Source organism: Streptomyces sp. NPDC104313 (genome assembly GCF_055583985.1).
In genome coordinates this window covers 39,462-60,608 of record NZ_JBVJMW010000010.1, presented here as the reverse complement: position 1 = coordinate 60,608, position 21,147 = coordinate 39,462, and the positions used below count along the sequence as shown (strand labels likewise).

The window sequence follows — 21,147 nt, the reverse complement described above, 5'->3', positions numbered from 1 at the left end:
CCCGTCTTCACGAGGAGAGGAGACCGACAGGTGGCGTACCGCGGTCTGGTCAGCAGACGCATGGCCACCTGGTCGTGCGTGATCACCACGACCAGGCTTCCGGTGGCGATGGCGCCGTTGGCCTTCGTGTTCCTGGACCGCGAGGTGTCAGGAGGTTACACACGCGGTGCGATGATGGCCGCCGCGTACACGGCGGCGGAGGCGGTGGGCGCCCCGCTCCTGGGAGCCCGGCTGCGGAGCCGCCCCTTCCGCCGGGAGATCGCCGTGGGGCTCACGGTCTGTGCCGTGGTCTTCGGCGCCCTCGCCCTCGCTCCCGCCGCTCCGGCGCCGGTGCTCGTCGCCCTGGCCGCGGTGGCCGGCGCGGCGGGCGCCGCGGCCCCGGGGGCCCTGCGGGCCATGGTGGCGGACCTGGTTCCCGCAAGGGACCTCAACTCCGCGCTCAGCTGGGAGTCGTCCCTGAACATGGCCGGGTGGGCCGTCGCCCCGGCGCTGGTCGCCACGGCCGCGGCACACGGGGCCGCGACCGTGCCCTTCTTCGTCGCCGCGGCGGCGACCCTGACAGGGGCGGGCTGTGTGTTCCTCCTCCCGGAGAAGACCGGTCGGCCCGATCCGGCCGGGCCCCGGGGCGGCGTGGCCGGACAACTGATGGCGGCCTGGCCGATCTACCTCACCAGTGTGGCCGCGATGTATTTGCTGGCCACGGTCGAACTCGCCCTGCCCGCCCTCCTCGAACAGCGGGGCCACCCCATCGCCTACAGCGGTCCCGTCCTCACCGGTTTCGCCCTCGCCAGCATCCTCGGCGGTCTCCTGTACGGCCTGCGCGCCTGGCCGGGCGGCCCTGAACGCCACAGCGCACTCTTCCTGTACGCCACGGTCGCGGTGACGAGCGCGATGGCGACGGCCCCGGCACTCGGCGTGATGTCCGCGCTGCTGCTCGTGGCGGGTCTGTGCCAGGCCATCGTCCTGATCTCACGGAACCTGTCTCTCCAGCGCGCGCTCCCCACCGGCCTGCATCCCCTCGGCTACTCACTCCAGTACGCCGGCAGCGGTATGGGCTACGGCATCAGTGCGGCGGCCACCGGGCTGCTCCTCGCTCACACCCGGCCCTCGACCACGGTTCTGATCGCGGCCGCCGTCACGCTCGTCCTCACCACCGTCGCCCTCCTCCGTCCGGGGCGGGGTGCTACCACCCCCGCCGGGACTCCCGCACCAGCAGCACCAGGAGATACGCCCCGCCGACGCACACCGTGACCGCGCCGGTCGGCAGCACCACACCCTCGATCGCGTGCTGCGCCGCGATGTCGGCGCCGAGCAGCAGCAGCGCGCCGACGAGCGCCGAACCGGTGAGGTCGACGGAGGTTCCGCGACCGGTGAGGCGGCGGGCGATCTGGGGCGCCGCCAGTGCCACGAAGGCGATCCCCACGATGATGAGCCGGAAGCCGCGCACGCCCCGCCGGAGCGCCAGCAGATACACGGCGAGGGCGGTGACGAGCCCGCCGGCGAGGGCGCCCGCCACGAGTGCCGAGTAACTGCTCGCACCCGCGAGCAGCGTGACGACGACTCCAGTGCAGGAGCCGGTGGTGAAGCCGATGACGTCGGGGCTGCCGAGCGGGTTGCGGGTCAGGGACTGGAGGAGCCGACGGGTCCTGCGCCGACAGGCTCTGAGCCCTCCACCGGGGAGGGGCGGGCGGGAGGCCGCCGGGGTCAGCCCGACCTCGGCGGCCTCCGCGCGTCGAACGCGAACAGGGTGTTCTCGTCCGCGGCCACGAACAGCGCACGGCCCGCGACGGTCACGCGGGGGCTCGCGCCCTGCTCGCCCGTCAGACCGTCGACCCGGGGATCCGTCGTCCACAGCGGTTCGCCGTCGTCGGGCGACAGCGCGACCACCCGGCCGGTGGCCGAGCTGAAGTACAGCGCGCCGACTCCCGCCGCGGGGCCCGACGCACCTTCCACGCCCGTCTGCCGCGACCACTTCCTGTCTCCGGTCGCGGCGTCGAACGCCGTGACGAGACCGGCCTGCCCGCTCACGTGGACGGTGTCGCCCGCCATACCGGGCGTGCCCGCGTACACCTTGTCGAACCGTGCGTACGTGACCTTGCGCGAGGCCGGGTCGAACCGCGCCACTCCGTCGTACCCGGCCGGCGCCGGGCCCTCGTAGCGTACCGAGAGGAGGACGAGCCGGCCGCGGGCGGCGCCCACCGGCACGACGGGGCCGTCGACCGCGACGGGCCTGCCCAGTGTCCCGGAGGCGAGGTCGAGCGCGCGCAGGGTGGGACGGCGCACCTGCAGGTCGTCCACCTCCGCGTCGGCCGCGCACATCGCGAGGAGCCGCGGGCGCAGCGGGACGGGGGCGCACTGTGTGCCGACGGGGAACGGCGTGGTCCAGATGACCTCACCGCTGTGGGCGTCCCGGGCCTCGAAGCGGGAGTTGGTGGCGTCGACCGTCACCACGGCGGAGCCGGCCACGACGGCGTCCATGGTCCGGCCCGTGACGGCCGTCGACTGGGCGCCGGACGGTGCGGACCACAGCTCCCGGCCGCTGTCGGCGTCGAGGGCCACCACCTCGTTGCGGGGGCCCTCGGCGTCCTGGGCGGCGAAGCGGTAGCCGAGCACCGTGTCGTCGGTGGCGCCCACCAGGTGCATGCCCTGGACGGGGACGCCCGGGCTCTTCGCCGTCCACACCCGGGACCCGTCGTCGGCCTTGATACGGGTCGCGACGACGCCGCCGCCCCCGCAGAACAGCGCGTCGCCCCGCGCGACGCAACGCAGTTCGTCGGGGATGTCCCCGCGACCGCCCGGCACGGTCACGTGCCACGGCTCGAAGCCGTCCGGAAGCGCGCCCGCAGGCGCCTCGGCGCTCTGTGCCGTGCCCGCTCCAGCGGGGCTCGTGCCGCCACCGCTCCCGTCGAAGCCGCCCGTCGTCAGCGCCGCGACTCCCCCGCCGATCGCCGCCACCGCGACCGCCGCCGCGAGCACGGGCCTCCATCGGCGGCGCAGACGGCCGCCGGCCGGGGTGCCGGTGATCCGCGTCGGGTCCGTCGGGACGGTCCGCGCCGAGGTGTCCCCCGTCGCGAGGTGGGCTTGCGTGTTCATGTCGCGGGTGCGGCCCGCGGCCTCGGCCCCGCCGAGTTCGGCGGGCAGGTCCCGCAGCAGCACGAGGAGTTCGTCCACCGATGGACGCCCCTCGGGCTCCTTGGCCAGGCACGGCTCGACGACCGCTCGCAGAGCCGCCGGAACGGCGTCCAACGACGGCTCCTCGTGTACCACCTGATAGGCCGACAGGTAGGGGCTGTCCGCGTCGAAGGGCCCGTGGCCCGTCGCCGCGTACACCAGGAGCGTCCCCAGCGAGAAGACGTCGGACCGCGGCCCCACACCACGCGGCGCCTGCAACTGCTCGGGCGACATGAAGGGCGGCGTACCGATGACCCGCCCGGTCATCGTCAGCGTCTGCTGGTCCGCCGCGCGGGAGATGCCGAAATCGATGACGCGTGGGCCCTCGGGCGAGAGCACGACGTTCGAGGGCTTCAGATCACGGTGGACGACTCCCACCCGGTGGATGTCGCGCAGCGCCTCCGCCAGCCCGATGGCGAGCCGCCTCAGCTCCGCTCCGTCCAGCGGGCCCCCCGCGGCGATGCGCTGCGTGAGCGTGGGCCCCTCGATGTAGGTCGTCGCCATCCACGGCTGCTCGGCTTCGGGCGCGGCGTCGACCACGGCGGCGGTGAACGCACCGCTCACCCGTCGCGCGGCCGCCACCTCCTGCCGGAAACGGATGCGGAACTCCTCGTCCCCCGCGAACTGCTGATGGATCAGCTTGATCGCGACAGGCCGCCCCGAGCTCGTACGGGCCAGAAAGACCGTGCCCATGCCACCCGAACCGAGCCGTCCCTCAAGCGGATAACCGCCGATCTCGACCGGATCACCTCCGCGCAGCGACACTTTCCCCGACCTCCCGTCCCCCGTGCGTCCGGGCCACCGCGGGCCCGCTCACCTGTGCTGCACCCAAACTAGCCGCAGGGTGGTACGCCCGAGCAAAGCGGGTGACGAACAGGGAGAGTCCGGCCGCTGGGCCGCAGGGCCCGGCGCCCCCGGAGTGCTGGTCACCCAGGCACCGTGGGGCCGGGTGCGCGGCCCGGACGTCTCGGTCAGCCGCGAACGCCGCCTTTCGTTGCACAGTGCTTGCGAGGCCCCCCTTTCGGTACATAGTGCTGGGGAAGTCCGCGCCGCTCCTCCGGCGGCAGGTTCCGGGCCGGTGTCTCCACCGGGCCCGCCGCCGGGCGGCCCCGCTCGCGGTCCCAGCCGGCCCGGGCGCGCGGGTGGAAGCGGCGGCGCTCGGGAACGCGTCGCCAGGCGTGGTGCACCAGTCGGCCCAGACGGCCGAGCAGCCATTCGTCGCGGGGTGTCCAGCGAAGCCCGAGGCGTATCCGGACAGCCTGCGGATACATACCGACCGTGATCCACAGGGTCAGCCGGACGAGCGGGACACGGGCGAGAGCCCACAGCGGCGACGGCAGCAGCCGCAGGAGGGGCGGCTTGGCGATGCGGCGCATGTTCAGCACGTCCCGGGTCGGCCGGTTGTCCTCCAGGACGTCGGCGCACATGTGGTCCCAGTACCGCTGGAAGTCCCCCCAGGTGCGGGGGACGGGCTTCATCGAGAGGCCGTACAGCGCGTACCAGCGGACGTGCTCGTCGAAGAGCGTGTGCCGCTGCGCTTCGGTGAGGCCGCCGCCGAAACGCTCGGCCACCTGCACGGTCAGCATGAAGAACGTGGCGTGCGCCCAGTAGAACGTGTCCGGGTCGAGCGCGTGATACGGGCGTCCGTGCTCGTCCACCCCGCTGATCGAGGCGTGGTAGCCGCGCACCTCGCGGGCCGTCCGGACGGCGAGCGGGCCGTCGTAGACCACTCCCCCGATCGGGTACAGCGAGCGGAAGAGGCGCTCCCAGCGCTCCTCGAAGAAGCGCGAGTGCCCGGCGACGCCCGCACCCAGCCCGGGGTGCATGTTCTGCATGGATCCGGCCCAGGGGGCCAGGAGGAGACCTCTCCAGTCGCCGAACCAGCGCCAGGTGAGGGAGTCGGGGCCGAGGGGTTCGGCAGGTCCCGGGTCGGTCGGGTCCGGTCCGTGGACTGACGGTGTCACGTGTACCTCCGCTGAGGGATTCCGGTGCGGGGCCGCGCTGTTCATGGCGCTCTTCATGACGTTGTTCATGGCGTCGCACGTGGGCGGTTCTTCATGGCGTCGCACGTGGCGCTGTTCGAGAGGGCGCGCTGACGGTTCGTCCCGGCGGTTGCGCCGAGGGCAATCTGAGGACACCTGTCCTCAGGTTAGAATGTGCGGACACCTGTCGTCAATTGGCCAACGGCAAACGGAGGCAGCGGAGTTGGCGGAACGTAGCTGGGGCGGGACCAAGCTGGCCGATCGTCGCGCCGCCCGTCGGCAGGTCCTCCTCGACGTAGCCGAGCGTCTGGCCGGCGAGGAGGGGTCCGCGGCCGTCACGGTCCGGTCCGTCTGCAGGGAGGCGCGCCTGACGGACCGCTACTTCTACGAGAGCTTCACCGGCCGTGACGACCTTCTCCTCGCCGCCTTCGAGCGGGTCGCCGATGAGGCCAGGAGCGCCCTGGAGGATGCCGTGGCTCTCGGCGACCCGCAGCGCGAAGTCCGGGCCCGGGCCGCGGTGTCCGCCTTCGTCGCCCTGGTTCTGGACGCGCCGCGCAAAGGCCGCCTGCTGCTCCTGGAGCCCTTCGCCGACCCGGCCCTCGGGGCCCACAGTCACCGGCTCATGCCGGTGTTCACCGACCTCGTCGGCGGCCAGCTCTCCGGGACGGGGGACGACATCGATCGCCGCATGGCCGCGCACGCCCTGGTCGGCGGCCTGGCGAACCTCTTCGCGGGGTGGCTGCACGGCACGCTCGACGTGCCGCGCGAGCGGCTGGAGTCGCACTGCGTGGAACTGGTGCTCGCGGCGACGTCGCGGGAGTAGCCGCCCCTCCATCGGACCTACGCCTGGTCCGTGTTCACGCCACCGCTGGAGGACGCGCTCGGCCTCAGCGGCACGCGGAGCGCACTGCCCTTCCAGCTCGGTATCGTCATGCTCGGGCTCTCCGCCGCCTTCGGCGGCACTCTCGTGGAACGCCGCGGACCTCGACGGGCCATGACCGTCGCCCTCGTCTGTTTCTCCTCCGGCTTCCTGCTCTCCGCGCTCGGCGCCACGACCGGGCAGTTCTGGCTGCCGGGGGCCGGGACGGGGTGCGGTGGGGACCTTTCGCGCCGGGGGCGGGGCCCGTGTCGGCTGGGGCCGGACCGTTCAGCCCGTTCCCGCTCCGGCCGCCGCCAGCCAGGCGTCCGCGACGACGCGGTGGCCGAGCGGGCTCGGGTGGACCCCGTCCGGGGCGAGAGCCGCGGCGCCGTGCTCCTCGGCGGCGTCGAGCATGGCGAGGTCGGTGCGGACCACCGTCGCGCCGTGGGCCCCGGCGGCGCGCAGAACGGCGTCGGTGCGCGGGACGAGGTCGTCGAACCACTCCCGCTGCCCGGGGGTGGTGGGGAGCAGGAACGGCGTCATGACGAACAGGCGTGGGGCGCAGGCCTCCCGCGCGCGGGCGAGGACGCGGCCGTAGGCGGCCTCGAACTCCGGTACGGGGCTTGGCAGTCCGCTGTCGTAGTGGCGCCACGTGTCGTTGATACCGATCAGGACGCTGACCGCCGAGGGCGCCGCCCCGACGGCGTCGGCGCTCCAGCGGGCCTCCAGGTCGCGGAGGCGGTTGCCGTCGAGGCCCTTGTTGAGGACCGTCGTGGGGGTCCGGCCCGGTGGTGCCGAGGCGCGGAGCGCCTCCGCGATCATCCGGACGTATCCGCCGCCGAGCGAGGAGGGGTCCTCGCGGTCGCGTCCGCTGTCGGTGACGGAGTCACCGATGAAGAGCAGCCGGTCGTCCTGGGTGAACCGCACGTGTGTGTCCTCCGTCCGTCCGGGGCCCCGGCCGCTCCGGCCGGTTCCACCGGGGCCCGTCGTTCGCCGTTCGTGGCGTGTCATCCATGATGCGTTGCTCGTGACGTGTCGGTCCGCCGGCCGGGGCCGTGCCCGCTCACGCCTGTCGGAACGTGTGGCGCATGGTGCCGAGTCCGTCGATCCCGCACTCGACCACGTCGCCGTCGCGCAGATAGGGCCGGGGTTCGGGGCGGCCGAGGGCGACACCGGCCGGGGTTCCGGTGTTGATGACGTCGCCGGGGTGGAGCACCATGAAGTGGCTCAGGTAGCGGATGATCCCGGCGACCGGGAACTCCATGTCCGCGGTCGAACCGTGTTGCAGTTCGGTGCCGTTCACCGACAGCCGGAGCGTGAGCTTCTGCGGGTCGGGGATCTCGTCAGGGGTCACGAGCCAGGGGCCGAGCGGGTTGAACGTCTCGCAGCTCTTACCCTTGTCCCACTGTCCGCCGCGCTCCAGTTGGAACGCGCGCTCGGAGACGTCGTGGGAGACCGCGTACCCGGCGACGCACGCGAGCGCGTCCTCGTCGCCGTCGAGGTAGCGGGCGGTCCTGCCGATCACCACGGCCAGCTCGACCTCGTAGTCGGTCTTGACACTGCTGCGGGGGACGAGGACTCCGTCGTACGGCCCCGTGACCGTCCAGGGGTCCTTCATGAAGACGACCGGCTCGGCCGGGAGGTCGGCTCCCGTCTCCTCCGCGTGGTCGCGGTAGTTGAGGCCGATGCACACGATCTTCCCCGGCCGGGCCACCGGCGCCCCGATGCGGAGGCCGTCGCTCCTGTCGGCCAGGACAGGCAGGGTCCCGGCGGCCTCGGCCTCGGCGATGCGGTCGAGCACTCCATCGGCGAGGGTCCGGTGGTCCAAGTCGCCGGCGATGCCGGATGCGTCGAGGAGCCTGCCCGATCCGTCCAGGACCGCGGGCCGTTCTGCCCCGGCCTCGCCGACTCTCAGTACACGCATAGTTCCCCGCCTCACGGAATACATCGGATGTATCGACGCGAGCATGCAATCAATCATCGGGCATCTTGTCCAGAGTCGCGGCCATCAACTGCAAGGAGAAGACGTGGCTCTCCCTATCGCCTGGAGTTGTCATCCGATGTATCGTCTGGCGAATCGACCGACGGCGACCATATGACTCCCCAGGGGGCCCGAACCGATGACGGACACGAGGAGAGGGCCTACCGCCCTCCTGGTCATGGAGGAGGAGCGCCGGGCCGACGTGTACCCGACGCACATCCTCGACGAGATCGGGGAACTGGCGCACTGGCAGGGGCCCGCGCTCACCCGTGACGCCCTACGCCGCGACCCCGGCGTGCTGGAGGGGGTGGAGGTCCTTTTCACCGGCTGGGGGGCGCCGGTGCTCGACGCGGGCCTGCTCGCGCGCGCGCCGGAGCTGAAGGCGGTGCTGGTGGCGGCCGGATCGGTACGGCATCTGACGACGCCGGAGTTCTGGGAGCGCGGCATCCCGATCGTGTCCGCGGCCGCGGCCAACGCCCAACCGGTCGCCGAATTCACCCTCGGTCAGATCCTGCTCGGTCTGAAGCAGGTGCACCGGCTCGGCCGTGAGGCGACCGCCGCCCGCCGGTATCCGCGCGACCCCCGGGTGGCCGGGGGGTACGGCTCCCGGGTGGGGCTGTTCGGCCTGGGCCAGATCGGCCGGCTGGTCGCGGAGCACCTACGGCGTTTCGACGTCGAGGTGCTGGCCTGCGACCCGGTGGTCGAGCCCGCCGTCGCACGGGAGTGGGGCGTCCGGCCGACCGGAATCGAGGAGCTGTTCGCGTCGTGCGACGTGGTGAGCATCCACGCCCCCCTGCTGCCGGAGACCGAAGGCGTCGTTGACGCGCGGCTCGTGTCGCTGCTCCCCGAGGGCGCCACGCTGGTCAACACGGCGCGCGGGGCCGTGCTGAACGAGCCGGAGGTGATCGGCGTCCTCCGCGGCCGGCCCGATCTCACCGCAGTCCTCGACGTGACCTTTCCCGAGCCGCCCGACCCCCACTCACCGCTGTTCACGCTGCCGAACGTCCTGCTCACCCCGCACCTCGCCGGGGCCATGGGCAGGGAACGCGCCCGGCTGGGCGAACTGGTCCGCGACGAGCTGCGCAGGCTGGTGAACGGCGAGCCCCTGCGGCACGCCGTCGAACCGGCACTGGCCGCGACACGGGCGTAACGGCGTCCGCACCGACGCCGCCGCCTCCCTCACCCCCACACCGGCACCGCCGCCTCCCCGCGTACGGTCGGCGCCCCCTCCCCGCGTACGGCCCACGAGCCGCCCCCGTCGGCAGCGCCGTCGCGCCGCCGCACGGGCGGGGGCACCCCCGGGGGCCGGCGATGGTGCGCGGAGTCGCGCGTTCTGTCGCGGGGAGATGGCGTGGCTTGTTCTTCACGATCACCCCACCCTCACCCACCATCCAGACATCCGATCTATGGCCTACATCGCACAGTCGAACCACCGAGGATCACACCGTTCACACGGAGTAGCAGCCACCACACACATCTCCCCTCGGACGGTAGCCTCACCTCACAGAGTGTTATATAGGCAGGTCAGTGACGTCTCGTCAGTCATCCGTCGAGCGCCGCGATCCCCCAGGGACGGCATCACCGGCCAGGGCCATCCACTCCCTCAACTGTTTTCATTCATCGGACTATTGACCCTCGATCGGCCGCACGTTAGCGTCCCCGGCAAGCGCTTCCAGGCCAGCTGCTGAGGCGGCGAACAGGAGTTGTCATGCAGAGAACGCGGTGGATCGGTGCGGGTTTTCTCGCCTCGGCGTTGGCCCTCACGAGCTGTACGTCCGGGCCTGCGGGAGTGGACGCCAAGCAGGACCCCGAGGCGCAGTTGGAGCTGTGGACCAGGACCACACCGGGCGGGCCCGGCGAGAAGGCGACGCTGCGGCTCGTCGCCGGGTTCGAGAAGGCCACGGGGCACAAGGTGAAGGTCACGGCGATCTTCGACGACTTCGAGACCAAGCTCCAGCAGCGCGCCGCCCAGCGGAACCTCCCCGACATCGTCATGAACGACGTCACCCAGATCGGGGCGATGCACAGTCAGGGCCTCCTCCGTGAGATCGACCTGAGCAAGGTCGAGAACAGCGGGGACCTCATCGAGCAGGGCCGGGACTCCGGCAAGGGCGTCGACGGCAAGCAGTACGGCATCCCGTACTCGGCCCAGACCGGCGCCCTGCTGATCCGCAAGGACTGGCGCGAGAAACTGAAGCTCGACACCCCGAAGAGCTGGGACGACCTCGCGGCGATGGCCGAGGCCTTCACCACCCGGGACCCCGACGGCAACGGCAAGAAGGACACCTACGGCCTCGCCGCCCCGCTGTCGACCAAGCGCGGCTACGCCTCGTGGTACTTCTCCAACTTCCTCTGGGCCGGCGGAGGGGACTTCATCACCGAGACGGGCAAGGGCACCTACAAGCCGGCGATGGCCTCGAAGGAGTCGGCGGAGGCCGTGCGCTGGTTCCGCGCGCTCAACTGTGAGCGGAAGGTCATCCAGCCCGGCGCCGTCACCATGGACACCCCGCCGACGAACGAGACGTTCGAGGCGGGCAGGACCGGCCTCTTCGTCGTCGGCCCCTACCTCATGCCCCGCTTCGACACATCGCTCGGCAAGGACAAGTACGAGGTCGTCCCGATGCCCGAGGGGCCCAAGGACGCCACCGTGCTCGCCGAGGGCGGCGCCGTCTACCTGATGGCGGGCTCGGAGAACCGGACCGGGCAGGACTCCTTCGCCGGATACGCCATCTCCGCGGACGGCCAGAGACTCGGTATGCGGGGCGAGGAGGGCTCCACCGTCCAACTGCCCGTGAACAGGACGGTCGACGTCGCCGAGGTGCGCCCGGACCCGCGCTGGAAGACGTACGCGGAGGTCTACCGGACCTCCGGACGGTACGCGCCGTCCGTCCCGAACTGGACCCCGATACGGCAGGCCACGGCCGAGACCCTCAACGCGCTGATGGCCGACTGCTCCCTGGACACCGACGCGGAGCTGCGCGAGCTCGACCAGAAGCTCGCCGGCATCATCGAGGAACAGGGAATCGCCGGATGACGAGCGTCGACAAGGTGGAGCCGGCCGCCCACCCAGCAGCCGTCCCCGCCCCCCGGACAGCGCACGGCCCGGCCGCCGTGGCGGGCGGGCCCGCTGCCGGCCGCCGTGTGCGGGACCGCCGTTCGGGCCACTGGTGGACACCGTGGCTCTTCCTGGCTCCGGCGCTGATCCTCTTCCTGTACTTCAAGTTCATCCCCATGGCCAGCGCGCTGACCATGTCCTTCCAGGACGTGCAGCCCTATCTGGGCAACCGGTGGGTCGGCGGCGAGAACTACGCGACGGTGCTCACCTCGGACGGCTTCCGCGAGGCCGCCTGGCACACACTCGTCCTCGCGGTCGGCCAGACCGCCGGATCGATGCTGCTCGGCCTCACCCTGGCCCTCCTGATGGAGGGGCAGGGCCGCAGGATCAGCTTCGTGCGCTCGGCGGCCTTCCTCCCGGTCGTCGTGCCGATCGCGGTCGTGGCCGAGCTGTGGCGGATCATGTACCACCCCACCGAGGAGGGCATGCTCAACTCTCTCCTCGGACTGGTCGGGCTCGGCCCGTCGGGGTTCATCAACGACCCCGACAGCTCCATGGCCTCCATCATGCTCACCGGCATCTGGCGGGGCGCCCCCTACGACATGATGATCTTCCTCGCCGGGCTGGCCGGCGTGGACCGCGGTCTGTACGAGGCCGCCAAGGTCGACGGCGCGTCGAGGCTCCAGCGCATCCGCCATGTGGCGGTCCCCGGACTACGGGCGGTGCTGTCCATCCTGTTCGTCCTCGCGGCCATCCGGGGCCTGCGGGTCTTCACCGAGGTCTTCCTGCTCACCAACGGCGGCCCCGACGGCTCGACCGAGGTCGTGATGACGGTGATCTACAAGCTGGGACTGGAGCAGAACCGGCTCGGCGTCGCCGCGGCCGGAGCGGTCCTGCTGTTCCTGGCGACGCTGCTCCTCACGGTCTGTGTCCACCTGTTCCGACGGAGGGGTAACGAATGAGCGCGCCGAACGAGACCGCGCTGGGACTGACCGAGAACAGGGGCGTTGCCGGACGCGTCCTGAAGGCCGTCACCTACCTGCTGGTCCTGCTGGTGTTCGCCGGGCCGCTCCTGGCCCTCCTCGTCAGCGCGTTCAACCACGTCAAGGACCCGACGCAGCTCAGCGTCGTCCCGAGCGACCCGACCCTGGAGAACTTCACGGTCGCGTTCGACCAGGGCGTCCTGACGTACCTGCTCAACTCGTTCTTCGTCGTGGGCTTCGGACTGCTGCTCCAGGTCGCCGTCTCCGTCCTCGCGGGGTACGCCCTGGCCCGGAAACGGTTCAGGGGGATGACCTTCGCGTTCGTCGCGATCCTGGCGACGCTGATGCTGCCCGAGGAGATCCTGGCCATCCCGCTGTCCGTGGTCCTCTCCGACCTGCCGGTCATCCACGTCAACCTCATCGGTTCACTGGCCGGCATGATCGTCCCCGTGGGCGCGTGGGCGTTCTCCATCCTCGTCATGACCGAGTTCATGAAGGAGGTGCCCCGGGAGCTGGAGGAGGCCGCGCGGATCGACGGGGCCGGGGATCTGCGGATCTTCGCGCAGATCATCCTCCCGATGTGCCGGCCGGCCCTCGGCGTCATCGGCGTCTTCGGCTTCACGATGATCTGGGACCAGTACCTGCTGCCCCTGCTCGTGGCCACGGACTCCTCGTCCTACACACTGCCGTTGGCTCTGCGCACCCTGCGGGTCGACCCCCTCGTCACCCCCGGTGTGGTGATGGCCGCGTCGCTGCTCGCTCTGCTTCCGTCCATCATCGTCTTCCTCTTCTTCCAGCGCTCCTTCGTCCACGGACTGTCCAGCGGCGCGCTCAAGGGCTGACCCGCCGGGACGACACCGCCTGCCCGGGCCGTGTGGCCCCCGACGTACGGCTGAGGGAGGACGTCCACGAGCCGTCCATCACCGGGCGGCCCCGTCCCCCTCACCGCCGACCGCCCCCGACGCCAAGGAAGACTCGCCATGACCACCCGAACCGACACCGCACCGGACGAAGCCGCGGCCCCCGCGCCGGACACGACGTGGTTCACCCACGACCGCTTCGGCATGTTCGTCCACTGGGGCCTGTACTCCCTGGCCGCGCGCCACGAGTGGGTGAAGACCAGGGAGCGGATGACGGACGAGCAGTACCAGGAGTACTTCGACCACTTCGATCCCGACCGTTACGCCCCGGCCGACTGGGCGAGGGCCGCTAAGGCCGCCGGGATGCGGTACGTGGTGCTGACCACCAAGCACCACGACGGCTTCTGTCTGTGGGACAGCCGGCTCACCGACTACAAGGCGACCCGGACGCCCCACGGCCGCGACCTGGTCGGGCCGTTCGTCGAGGCGTGCCGCGCCGAAGGACTCAAGGTCGGCTTCTACCACTCCCTGATCGACTGGCACCACCCGTCGTTCCCCGTCGACGGCACCCATCCGCGGCGTGACGACGAGGAGTTCAAGGCCGCGGCGGCCGGCCGCGACATCCGCGACTACCAGCGCCACCTGCACGGGCAGGTCCGCGAACTGCTCACCGACTACGGGCGGATCGACTACCTCTTCTTCGACTTCTCCTACGCGGGCCGGAGCGAGTGGTGGGGCGGCAAGGGCCCGGACGACTGGGACTCCCCCAGGCTCCTCGACCTGGTCCGCGAGCTCCAGCCGCACATCCTGGTCAACGACCGGGCCGGGCTGCCCGGGGACTTCGTCACCCCCGAGCAGTACCAGCCCTCCGCCCCGATGGCCTCCGGCGGCCGACCGGTCCTGTGGGAGGCGTGCCAGACCCTCAACGGGAGCTGGGGCTACGACCGCGACAACCTCGACCGCAAGAGCCCCGACCTGCTCGTCAGGATGCTCGTCGACGGTGTGTCCAAGGGCGGAAACCTGCTGCTGAACGTCGGTCCCACGGGCCGCGGCGACCTCGATCCGCGCGACACCGCCGCCCTCGCCGAGGTCGGCCGGTGGATGGACCTGCACGAGCGGTCCGTGCGCGGCTGCGGCCCCTCCCCGTTCACCCCGCCCGCCGACTGCCGGTACACCCAGCGCGGTGACCGCCTCTACGTCCACCTCTTCGCCTGGCCGCTGCGCCATCTGCACCTGCCCGGGCTCGAGGGCCGTGTGCGCTACGCCCAGCTCCTGAACGACGCGTCGGAGGTCGTCCGGGTCCAGGTGGACCCCGGCCGTCCCGCCGTCAACACGCAGATGGGCGGCCAGCCGGCCGGAACGCTCACCCTGCGTCTCCCGGTCCAGCGCCCCGACACCCCCGTGCCCGTCATCGAGCTCCACCTGACGGACCCGTCCGACTGATCCGCCCGAGAACCCATCCCAGTTCGCCCGATCATGGAGGCACCATGCAACGACGCACGTTCCTCACCGGCACCGCTCTGGTAACGGCCACCGCGGCCCTGTCCCTGTCCGGCCCGGCGCACGCACACGCCGCCGCCGGGGGCGCTCCCGCCGGCCGGCAGGACCTCACCGTCACCGTCGACTCCCTGGACGCGCTCCAGAAGGCGATCGACGCGGCCGTGCCGGGCACCCGCATCGTCGTCGCGAACGGCGCGTACACCGTTCCCTCGGTCATCACGGTCCGGGGGGTCCACGGCGCCGACGGCGCGCCCGTCACGATCGTCGCCGCGTCACGGGGCGGGGTCGTGCTGCACGGGGAGCGGAGCTTCCTCTTCGAGGACTCCACGTATGTCACCGTCAGCGGCTTCTCCTTCCGCCAGAGCACGACGCTGGAGGTCCCGCCGAGCTGCACCCACGTCCGGCTGACCCGCAACGACTTCCGGCTCGCCGACATCGAAGGGCTGCACTGGGTCATGGTGCGCGGCGACGACACCGTGATCGACCGCAACCACTTCCACGACAAGACCACGCTCGGCGTCTTCCTCGGCATCGAGGGCGCGGGCACCGAGGCCATGGCCCGGCGCGTGCATGTGCACCGCAACCACTTCTCCGACCACAGCTTCGCCGGCTCCAACGGCGGCGAGCCGATCCGCCTCGGCGTCAGCCCGCGCGCCCTGTCCGGCGCGTACGCGATCGTGGAGCGCAACCTGTTCGAGCGGGCCGACGGCGACCCCGAGGCCATCTCCGTGAAGAGCTCCCACAACGTCATCCGGAACAACACCATCCGCAACAGCCTCGGCGGGATCGTGCTGCGCCACGGCAACGGCACCCGGGTCGAGGGCAACCACCTCATCGGCGGCAAGGAGGGCGTGCGGATCTACGGCAACGACCACGTCGTCGTCAACAACTACCTGGCCGGGCTGTCCGGGCGGGCGATGGTGGTCGGCAGCGGTACGGCGCGCGACCACGTCCCCGGCGAGTCGGCCACAGCCCGCCGGGGCAACGACGCTCCCGACCGTGTCCTCATCGCCCACAACACCTTCCTGAACAACGCGGGCGCCCTCTCCGGCGAGAGCAACCGGCCGCACGAGCCCCGTGATGTGACCGTCGCCGACAACCTGCTGGTCGGCCAGGTCGGCGACCTGGTCCAGATGGCGAACACGGTGCGGTTCACCTGGCAGGGCAACATCCTCTTCGGGGCGGCGGGCGACGGGAACGTCCCCGCCGGCGGGTTCGTGCGGGCCGACCCCCTGCTGGCGCCGGGGCCCGACGGGGTGCACCGCCTGTCCGGTGCGAGCCCGGCGATCGGGGCGGCCACGCTCCAGCAGGCGCCCGTCACCCACGACATCGACGGCGATCCGCGCGGGACCCTGCGGGACGTGGGCGCCGACGAGTACGCGACGGGCACCCCGCAGAACCGGCCCCTGACACCGGCCGACGTGGGCCCGAACTCCCCCTGACCACCTCCCTGCCCGGCTCCCGTCCGCTCCGCCCGGAAGGCTCCCGTGACCGAGAAACCCCCGTCCCCCGTGCCCGAGGACATACGGCGCCCCGTGCCCGGCGGCGGGGGCCCCGGGGCCGCCCCCGTCCGGCTCGGGATCTGCTCGGTCACCTTCCGGCACCTGCCCGCCGCGGAGGTCGCCCGTCGCGCCGCCGACGCGGGTCTGGAGGTGATCGAGTGGGGAGCGGACGTCCACGCCCCGCCCGGGGAGCCAGAGGTTCTCCGGGCGGTCCGGGACGCCACCGAACTGCACGGCCTGGCCTGCTGCTCGTACGGCTCGTACTTCCACTGCCTCCCGGACGAGCTGCCCGGGTTCGCGGAGGTCGCCCGCGGCGCGGTCGCCCTGCGGGCACCGCGGGTACGTGTCTGGGCGGGCACCTCCGGGTCGGCGGACGTGACGGAGGAGGAGCGGGCCCGGATCACCGCGTGCCTGCGGGAGGCGGCGCTGATCGCGCGGGACCACGGCCTCGCACTCGCACCGGAGTTCCACGCCGGTACGCTGACCGACTCGACGGCCTCCACGGTCCGGCTCCTGGAAGAGACGGGGATGGACGACGTGGGCGCCTACTGGCAGCCGCCCAAGGACGCTCCCGACGAGGAGGCGCTGACCGGTCTCACCGTCCTGGCCGACCACGTCGGCGCGGTCCACGTCTTCTCCTGGTGGCCGGGCAACAACCGGCTGCCCCTCGCCGCCCGCGACGGGCTGTGGGACCGGGCGTTCCGGCTGCTCGGCGAACGGCACCGGCCCCGGGACGCCCTTCTGGAGTTCGTCCCGGGCGACGATCCCGCCGTTCTGGGACGCGAGGCCGCGACCCTGCGGCGGCTGGCGGTCCCGGGGCCCGGTCGGGTCCACTCCGCTCTGGCGTAGGGTGACAGCCGACAGAACACATCCGATGTATTTCGCCACGGACAGGAGGACGCCTTGGCCGTTACCGACGAGGCGATCGGGAAGATCAAGGAGATGATCGTCTCCGGCGCGCTACGTCCGGGCGACCGCCTGCCCAAGGAAGCCGACCTCGCCGCCGAACTGGGGCTGTCGCGCAACTCCCTGCGGGAGGCGGTCAAGGCACTGTCGCTGCTGAACATCCTCGACGTACGGCAGGGCGACGGGACGTACGTCTCCAGCCTCGACCCGCCCCTGCTCCTCGAAGCGGTGTCGTTCGTCCTGGACTTCCACCAGGACGACCAGGCGCTCCAGGCGCTGAAGGTGCGGGGCATCCTGGAGCCCGCGGCGACCGGCCTGGCGGCGGAGCGGATCGAGGAGGAGGAGATCCGGGAGCTCGGCGCCCTCCTCGATCGGCTCGGCGAGGCGCCGAGCCTGGAGCAACTCGTGGCCAGTGACCTGGAGTTCCACCGACGCATTGCCTCCGCCTCCGGGAACCCGCTGCTGTGCTCGTTGCTCGACAGCATCTCCGGGGCCACCGTGCGAGCCCGCCTGTGGCGCGGCATCACCGAGGAGGCGGCGGTGGCGAGGACCCTGTCCGAGCACCGGGCGATCCTGGACGCGCTCGCCGCCCGCGACGCGCGCACGGCGGAGGCGTGGGCGACGATCCACATCTCCAACGTGGTCCGGTGGCTCGACAGCGCGCTGTGAGACCCGGCCCCATCCGGTCCCGGTGCGCGGCCGGCCCGCGCGCGACCCCGGCGCCCGCCCCCCGAAGGGGCGGGCGCCCGTCGTCGTGCGGCCGCCTCCGCCCCGACCGGAAGGGCTGACGGCGGGAGGGCGGCAGCACGGCTGGAGGACCCCCACCGCAAGAAACATCCGATGTCTACTTGCCTCGTCTCTCATGAGCGCCGTATCGTTCTCGCTCACCAGGCCAATCACCCGATCTGTGCTGAGGATTGGGGCTGCTCCGCGTCGGCGGGCAGAGAGGCCGAACGCCGAACAGGCAGCCCAGGTGTGAAAGGAACCCCGTTGTCCACTGGCATCACACGGGTCGTCGCGATGGACACCTACGACATTCGTTTCCCGACCTCCCGCCAACTCGACGGGTCCGACGCGATGAACCCGGACCCCGACTACTCCGCGGCCTACCTCGTCCTGCGCACCGACGCGCCCGACGGCCTCGCGGGGCACGGCTTCACCTTCACCATCGGCCGCGGCAACGACGTCCAGGTCGCGGCGCTCGAAGCACTGCGCCCACACGTCCTCGGCAGGTCCGTGGAGGAGCTCTCCGCCGATCCGGGGCTGGTCAGCCGGGCGTTGACCGGCGACAGCCAGCTCCGGTGGCTCGGCCCCGAGAAGGGCGTCATGCACATGGCCATAGGGGCCGTGGTCAACGCCGTGTGGGACCTGGCGGCCAAGCGCCGGGGCGTACCGCTGTGGAAGCTGCTCGCCGACGCCGAGCCCGAATGGCTCGTCTCCCAGGTGGACTTCCGCTACATCGCCGACGCGCTCACCCCCGAGGAGGCGCTGGAGCTGCTGCGGTGCGGCAGGGAGGGCAGGGCAGAGCGCGAGAAGGCGCTGCGGGCCGAGGGCTACCCCGCCTACACCACGTCGCCCGGCTGGCTCGGCTACTCCGACGAGAAGCTGACGCGGCTGGCCGAGGAAGCGGTGGCCGCCGGCTTCACCCAGATCAAACTGAAGGTGGGCGCCGATCTCGCGGACGACGTACGCCGCTGCCGGGCGGCCCGCGCGGCCGTCGGCCCGCACGTCCGGCTCGCCGTCGACGCCAACCAGCGGTGGAACGTGGCCGAGGCGATCGAGTGGACCCGGGCCCTGACCGAGTTCGACCCGTACTGGATCGAGGAGCCCACCAGCCCGGACGACATCCTGGGGCACGCCCGTATCCGGTCCGCCGTCGCCCCGGTCAAGGTGGCCACCGGCGAGCACGTCCAGAACCGCATCGTGTTCAAGCAACTCCTCCAGGCGGACGCCGTCGACGTGGTCCAGCTGGACGCGGCCCGGGTCGGCGGGGTGAACGAGAACCTCGCCATCCTGCTGCTCGCGGCCAAGTTCGGCGTTCCCGTCTGTCCGCACGCCGGCGGTGTCGGGCTGTGCGAGCTGGTCCAGCATCTGGCGATGTTCGACTACGTGGCACTCAGCGGGACCACCGACGACCGGGTCATCGAGTTCGTCGACCACCTGCACGAGCACTTCGCCCAGCCGGCCGTCGTACGCGACGGCCACTACACGGCCCCCCTCGCCCCGGGCTTCTCCGCGGAGATGCACCCGGCCTCGCTGGCCACCTTCACCTACCCCGGCGGCACGTTCTGGGCGAGCGACCTGGCAGCCGCCGCCGGGACCGCCGAACCGGTCGGCGCGGCCGGTGCCGTCGCGGAGACCGCGGAGGTGACGGCATGACCGCCCCGACCCTCTCCGGCCTGCGGGCCGTCGTCACCGGCGGGGCATCCGGCATCGGACTCGCCGTCGCCCGGATGCTCGACGCGCACGGCGTCGCCGTCGCCGTCCTGGACCGGAACCCGGACGGCGTGCCCGGGAGGCTCACCGCCCTTCGCGCGGACGTGGGCGACGACACCTCGGTGCGCGAGGCGGTCCAAGCGGCCGCCGCCGCGCTCGGCGGCATCGACATCCTGGTCAACAACGCGGGCATCGGCGCGGCCGGGACCGTCGAGGACAATCCCGACGACCAGTGGCACGGCGTCCTCGACGTCAATGTCCTCGGCGTCGTCCGCACCACCCGGGCCGCACTGCCCCATCTGCGCCGGTCGGAGCACGCCGCCGTCGTCAACGTCTGCTCCATCGCCGCCACCGCCGGACTGCCCCAGCGGGCGCTGTACTCGGCGAGCAAGGGGGCCGTTCTGTCACTGACGCTCGCCATGGCCGCCGACCACGTCCGCGAGGGCGTCCGCGTCAACTGCGTGAACCCCGGCACCGTGGACACCCCGTGGGTCGGCCGGCTCCTCGACGCGGCCGACGACCCGGCGGCCGAACGCGCGGCGCTCAGCGCCCGCCAGCCCACCGGGCGGCTGGTGAGCGCGGAGGAGGTCGCGGCGGCCGTCGTCTACCTGTCCTCCCCCGCCGCCGGTTCGGTGACCGGCACGGCCCTCGCCGTCGACGGCGGCATGGCCGGACTCCGACTGCGGCCGGCGGGGACATGAGCACGGGGGCGGAGCACACCGGGGGCACGGCCCCGGCGGGGCCGGAACGCGTCCCTCTCGGAAGGGGCGGTGCCTGGACGACCCGTCTCGCGTTCGGCGCGGCGGGGATCGGCAACCTCTACCGGAGCGTCACCGACGAGGAGGCCGACCGGGCCCTCTCGGCCGCGTGGGACGGCGGCGTCCGGTCGTTCGACACCGCGCCGCACTACGGTCTCGGCCTGTCCGAGCGGCGTCTGGGAGCTTTCCTCCGGGACCGGCCCCGCGACACGTACACCTTCTCCACAAAGGTCGGCCGACTCCTCGTGCCCGCCCCGGGCGCTACCGGGGACGACCTCGCCCACGGCTTCGCGGTGCCCGCCGCGTACCGCAGGGTGTGGGACTTCGGCGCGGACGGGATCGTACAGAGCCTCGAGGCGAGTCTGGAACGGCTCGGGCTCGACCGCGTCGACATCGTGTACCTGCACGACCCGGACGACCACGCCGACCAGGCCCTGCGGGAGGCGTACCCGGCTCTGGAGCGCCTGCGCGCCGAGGGGGTCGTGGGGGCCATCGGCGTCGGCATGAACCAGACGGCCCTCCCCACCCGTTTCGTCACCGAGACCGACGTCGATGTGGTCCTCCTGGCCGGCCGCTACACCCTGCTCGACCGGAGCGGCCTCGACGAGCTGCTGCCGGCCGCGGTCCGCCGCGGCGTGTCGGTGGTCGTCGGCGGGGTGTTCAACTCGGGTCTGCTGGCCGATCCCCGGCCGGGCTCCACGTACGACTACGCGGCGCCGCCGCCGGGAACGCTGCGGCGGGCCGTCCGGCTGCGGGAGATCTGCGAGCGCCACGGGGTGCCGCTGCGGGCCGTGGCGGCCCGCTTCCCGCTCGGCCATCCCGCCGTGGCGGGGGTCCTGCTCGGTCTGCGCAGCGCGGCGGAGGCCGAGGACGCCGTCGCCCAGCTGGGCCGGGAGATCCCCGCCGCCCTGTGGGAGGAGCTGCGGCGCGAGGGTCACCTGCCCAAGGACGCCCCCGTTCCCGGCGCTGTCCCCGGCCGGGATCCGGGCCGGTGAGGATCACGCTGCCCGCCACCTGCCCGCAGGGGCTTCGGACTGCTCGCGGAAGCCGTCGCCGACTACCGGGCCGGGTGGTGCGCCGCGGCTCCGGATGGGGTTCCGCGAGCCGTGGCCGCCCCGAACGCGTGCCGTGGGACACGGCGCCCGGTGGTCCCG

17 protein-coding genes and 2 pseudogenes are annotated in these 21,147 nt (G+C 72.3%); 14 read left to right on the top strand and 5 right to left on the bottom strand.

All coding sequences use genetic code 11. The annotated features are described in order from the left end of the window. Positions 1–30 precede the first annotated feature (30 nt). The gene (locus ACZ60Q_RS23190) at positions 31–1,251 is read left to right on the top strand and encodes an MFS transporter (protein ID WP_469637745.1); all 1,221 of its coding nucleotides are present in this window, start codon (positions 31–33) and stop codon (positions 1,249–1,251) included. Here ACZ60Q_RS23190 and ACZ60Q_RS23185 read toward each other — a convergent pair. The 3 genes and pseudogenes from ACZ60Q_RS23185 to ACZ60Q_RS23175 form a co-directional block, all read right to left on the bottom strand. Next, positions 1,184–1,636, bottom strand: a pseudogene (locus tag ACZ60Q_RS23185) (iron chelate uptake ABC transporter family permease subunit); the annotation flags it as partial. The gene ACZ60Q_RS23190 and the pseudogene ACZ60Q_RS23185 overlap by 68 nt on opposite strands. Positions 1,637–1,704: 68 nt before the next feature. Then, positions 1,705–3,936 (bottom strand): protein kinase domain-containing protein, encoded by a 2,232-nt coding sequence (locus ACZ60Q_RS23180; RefSeq protein ID WP_469637742.1) that lies wholly within the window; start codon positions 3,934–3,936, stop codon positions 1,705–1,707. A 206-nt stretch (positions 3,937–4,142) separates the two neighbouring features. After that, positions 4,143–5,135, bottom strand: a complete 993-nt coding sequence (locus ACZ60Q_RS23175) for an oxygenase MpaB family protein (RefSeq protein WP_469637739.1) — start codon at positions 5,133–5,135, stop codon at positions 4,143–4,145. A 241-nt stretch (positions 5,136–5,376) separates the two neighbouring features. Between ACZ60Q_RS23175 and ACZ60Q_RS23170 the strand changes: the two genes are divergently transcribed. After that, positions 5,377–5,976 carry a TetR/AcrR family transcriptional regulator gene (locus tag ACZ60Q_RS23170; protein WP_469637736.1) on the top strand — a complete coding sequence of 200 codons (600 nt, stop codon included), beginning with the start codon at positions 5,377–5,379 and terminating at the stop codon, positions 5,974–5,976. 12 nt (positions 5,977–5,988) lie between these two features. Continuing rightward, positions 5,989–6,258: pseudogene (locus tag ACZ60Q_RS23165) on the top strand (MFS transporter); the annotation flags it as partial. 42 nt (positions 6,259–6,300) lie between these two features. Here ACZ60Q_RS23165 and ACZ60Q_RS23160 read toward each other — a convergent pair. Together ACZ60Q_RS23160 and ACZ60Q_RS23155 are read right to left on the bottom strand one after the other, a co-directional pair. After that, positions 6,301–6,939 (bottom strand): SGNH/GDSL hydrolase family protein, encoded by a 639-nt coding sequence (locus ACZ60Q_RS23160; protein WP_469637733.1) that lies wholly within the window; start codon positions 6,937–6,939, stop codon positions 6,301–6,303. A 136-nt stretch (positions 6,940–7,075) separates the two neighbouring features. Beyond that, entirely contained in the window at positions 7,076–7,936 is an 861-nt protein-coding gene (locus ACZ60Q_RS23155; protein ID WP_469637730.1) for a fumarylacetoacetate hydrolase family protein, read from the bottom strand. Between the two features lie 196 nt (positions 7,937–8,132). On the opposite strand from ACZ60Q_RS23155, the gene ACZ60Q_RS23150 reads away from it, so the two are divergent. From ACZ60Q_RS23150 to ACZ60Q_RS23100, 11 genes are all read left to right on the top strand, one after another. After that, complete coding sequence (locus tag ACZ60Q_RS23150; protein WP_469637727.1) at positions 8,133–9,143, top strand: hydroxyacid dehydrogenase; 1,011 nt, start codon at positions 8,133–8,135, stop codon at positions 9,141–9,143. Between the two features lie 558 nt (positions 9,144–9,701). Beyond that, positions 9,702–11,027: a sugar ABC transporter substrate-binding protein gene (locus ACZ60Q_RS23145; RefSeq protein WP_469637724.1), complete on the top strand. Its 1,326-nt coding sequence runs from the start codon at positions 9,702–9,704 to the stop codon at positions 11,025–11,027. Beyond that, positions 11,024–12,010, top strand: a complete 987-nt coding sequence (locus ACZ60Q_RS23140) for a carbohydrate ABC transporter permease (protein ID WP_469637721.1) — start codon at positions 11,024–11,026, stop codon at positions 12,008–12,010. Before ACZ60Q_RS23145 ends, ACZ60Q_RS23140 begins: the two co-directional genes overlap by 4 nt. After that, positions 12,007–12,873 (top strand): carbohydrate ABC transporter permease, encoded by an 867-nt coding sequence (locus tag ACZ60Q_RS23135; protein WP_469637719.1) that lies wholly within the window; start codon positions 12,007–12,009, stop codon positions 12,871–12,873. The genes ACZ60Q_RS23140 and ACZ60Q_RS23135 overlap by 4 nt, the downstream gene beginning before the upstream one ends. A 138-nt stretch (positions 12,874–13,011) precedes the next feature. Next, on the top strand, positions 13,012–14,334 hold the full coding sequence (locus ACZ60Q_RS23130; protein WP_469637716.1) for an alpha-L-fucosidase: 1,323 nt from the start codon (positions 13,012–13,014) through the stop codon (positions 14,332–14,334). Between the two features lie 44 nt (positions 14,335–14,378). Beyond that, positions 14,379–15,833, top strand: coding sequence for a chondroitinase-B domain-containing protein (locus ACZ60Q_RS23125; protein ID WP_469637714.1), 1,455 nt, complete (start codon positions 14,379–14,381; stop codon positions 15,831–15,833). 45 nt (positions 15,834–15,878) lie between these two features. Beyond that, complete coding sequence (locus ACZ60Q_RS23120) at positions 15,879–16,742, top strand: sugar phosphate isomerase/epimerase family protein (RefSeq protein ID WP_469637711.1); 864 nt, start codon at positions 15,879–15,881, stop codon at positions 16,740–16,742. Positions 16,743–16,796: 54 nt separating this feature from the next. Continuing rightward, entirely contained in the window at positions 16,797–17,468 is a 672-nt protein-coding gene (locus ACZ60Q_RS23115; protein ID WP_469637708.1) for a FadR/GntR family transcriptional regulator, read from the top strand. A 351-nt stretch (positions 17,469–17,819) separates the two neighbouring features. After that, a complete protein-coding gene (locus tag ACZ60Q_RS23110) occupies positions 17,820–19,178 on the top strand; it encodes an enolase C-terminal domain-like protein (RefSeq protein ID WP_469638313.1) in 1,359 nt (452 codons plus the stop codon). Continuing rightward, on the top strand, positions 19,175–19,936 hold the full coding sequence (locus ACZ60Q_RS23105) for an SDR family NAD(P)-dependent oxidoreductase (RefSeq protein WP_469637705.1): 762 nt from the start codon (positions 19,175–19,177) through the stop codon (positions 19,934–19,936). Before ACZ60Q_RS23110 ends, ACZ60Q_RS23105 begins: the two co-directional genes overlap by 4 nt. Further along, positions 19,933–20,988, top strand: coding sequence for an aldo/keto reductase (locus tag ACZ60Q_RS23100; protein ID WP_469637703.1), 1,056 nt, complete (start codon positions 19,933–19,935; stop codon positions 20,986–20,988). Before ACZ60Q_RS23105 ends, ACZ60Q_RS23100 begins: the two co-directional genes overlap by 4 nt. The last annotated feature ends 159 nt before the right edge of the window (positions 20,989–21,147 follow it).

Excerpts from the sequence above, each read along its gene's own strand:
- ACZ60Q_RS23155 (WP_469637730.1), bottom strand. The coding sequence starts at position 7,936 with ATGCGTGTACTGAGAGTCGGCGAGGCCGGGGCAGAACGGCCCGCGGTC.
- ACZ60Q_RS23150 (WP_469637727.1), top strand. The coding sequence starts at position 8,133 with ATGACGGACACGAGGAGAGGGCCTACCGCCCTCCTGGTCATGGAGGAG.
- ACZ60Q_RS23145 (WP_469637724.1), top strand. The coding sequence starts at position 9,702 with ATGCAGAGAACGCGGTGGATCGGTGCGGGTTTTCTCGCCTCGGCGTTG.
- ACZ60Q_RS23140 (WP_469637721.1), top strand. The coding sequence starts at position 11,024 with ATGACGAGCGTCGACAAGGTGGAGCCGGCCGCCCACCCAGCAGCCGTC.
- ACZ60Q_RS23135 (WP_469637719.1), top strand. The coding sequence starts at position 12,007 with ATGAGCGCGCCGAACGAGACCGCGCTGGGACTGACCGAGAACAGGGGC.
- ACZ60Q_RS23130 (WP_469637716.1), top strand. The coding sequence starts at position 13,012 with ATGACCACCCGAACCGACACCGCACCGGACGAAGCCGCGGCCCCCGCG.
- ACZ60Q_RS23125 (WP_469637714.1), top strand. The coding sequence starts at position 14,379 with ATGCAACGACGCACGTTCCTCACCGGCACCGCTCTGGTAACGGCCACC.
- ACZ60Q_RS23110 (WP_469638313.1), top strand. The coding sequence starts at position 17,820 with ATGGACACCTACGACATTCGTTTCCCGACCTCCCGCCAACTCGACGGG.
- ACZ60Q_RS23105 (WP_469637705.1), top strand. The coding sequence starts at position 19,175 with ATGACCGCCCCGACCCTCTCCGGCCTGCGGGCCGTCGTCACCGGCGGG.
- ACZ60Q_RS23100 (WP_469637703.1), top strand. The coding sequence starts at position 19,933 with ATGAGCACGGGGGCGGAGCACACCGGGGGCACGGCCCCGGCGGGGCCG.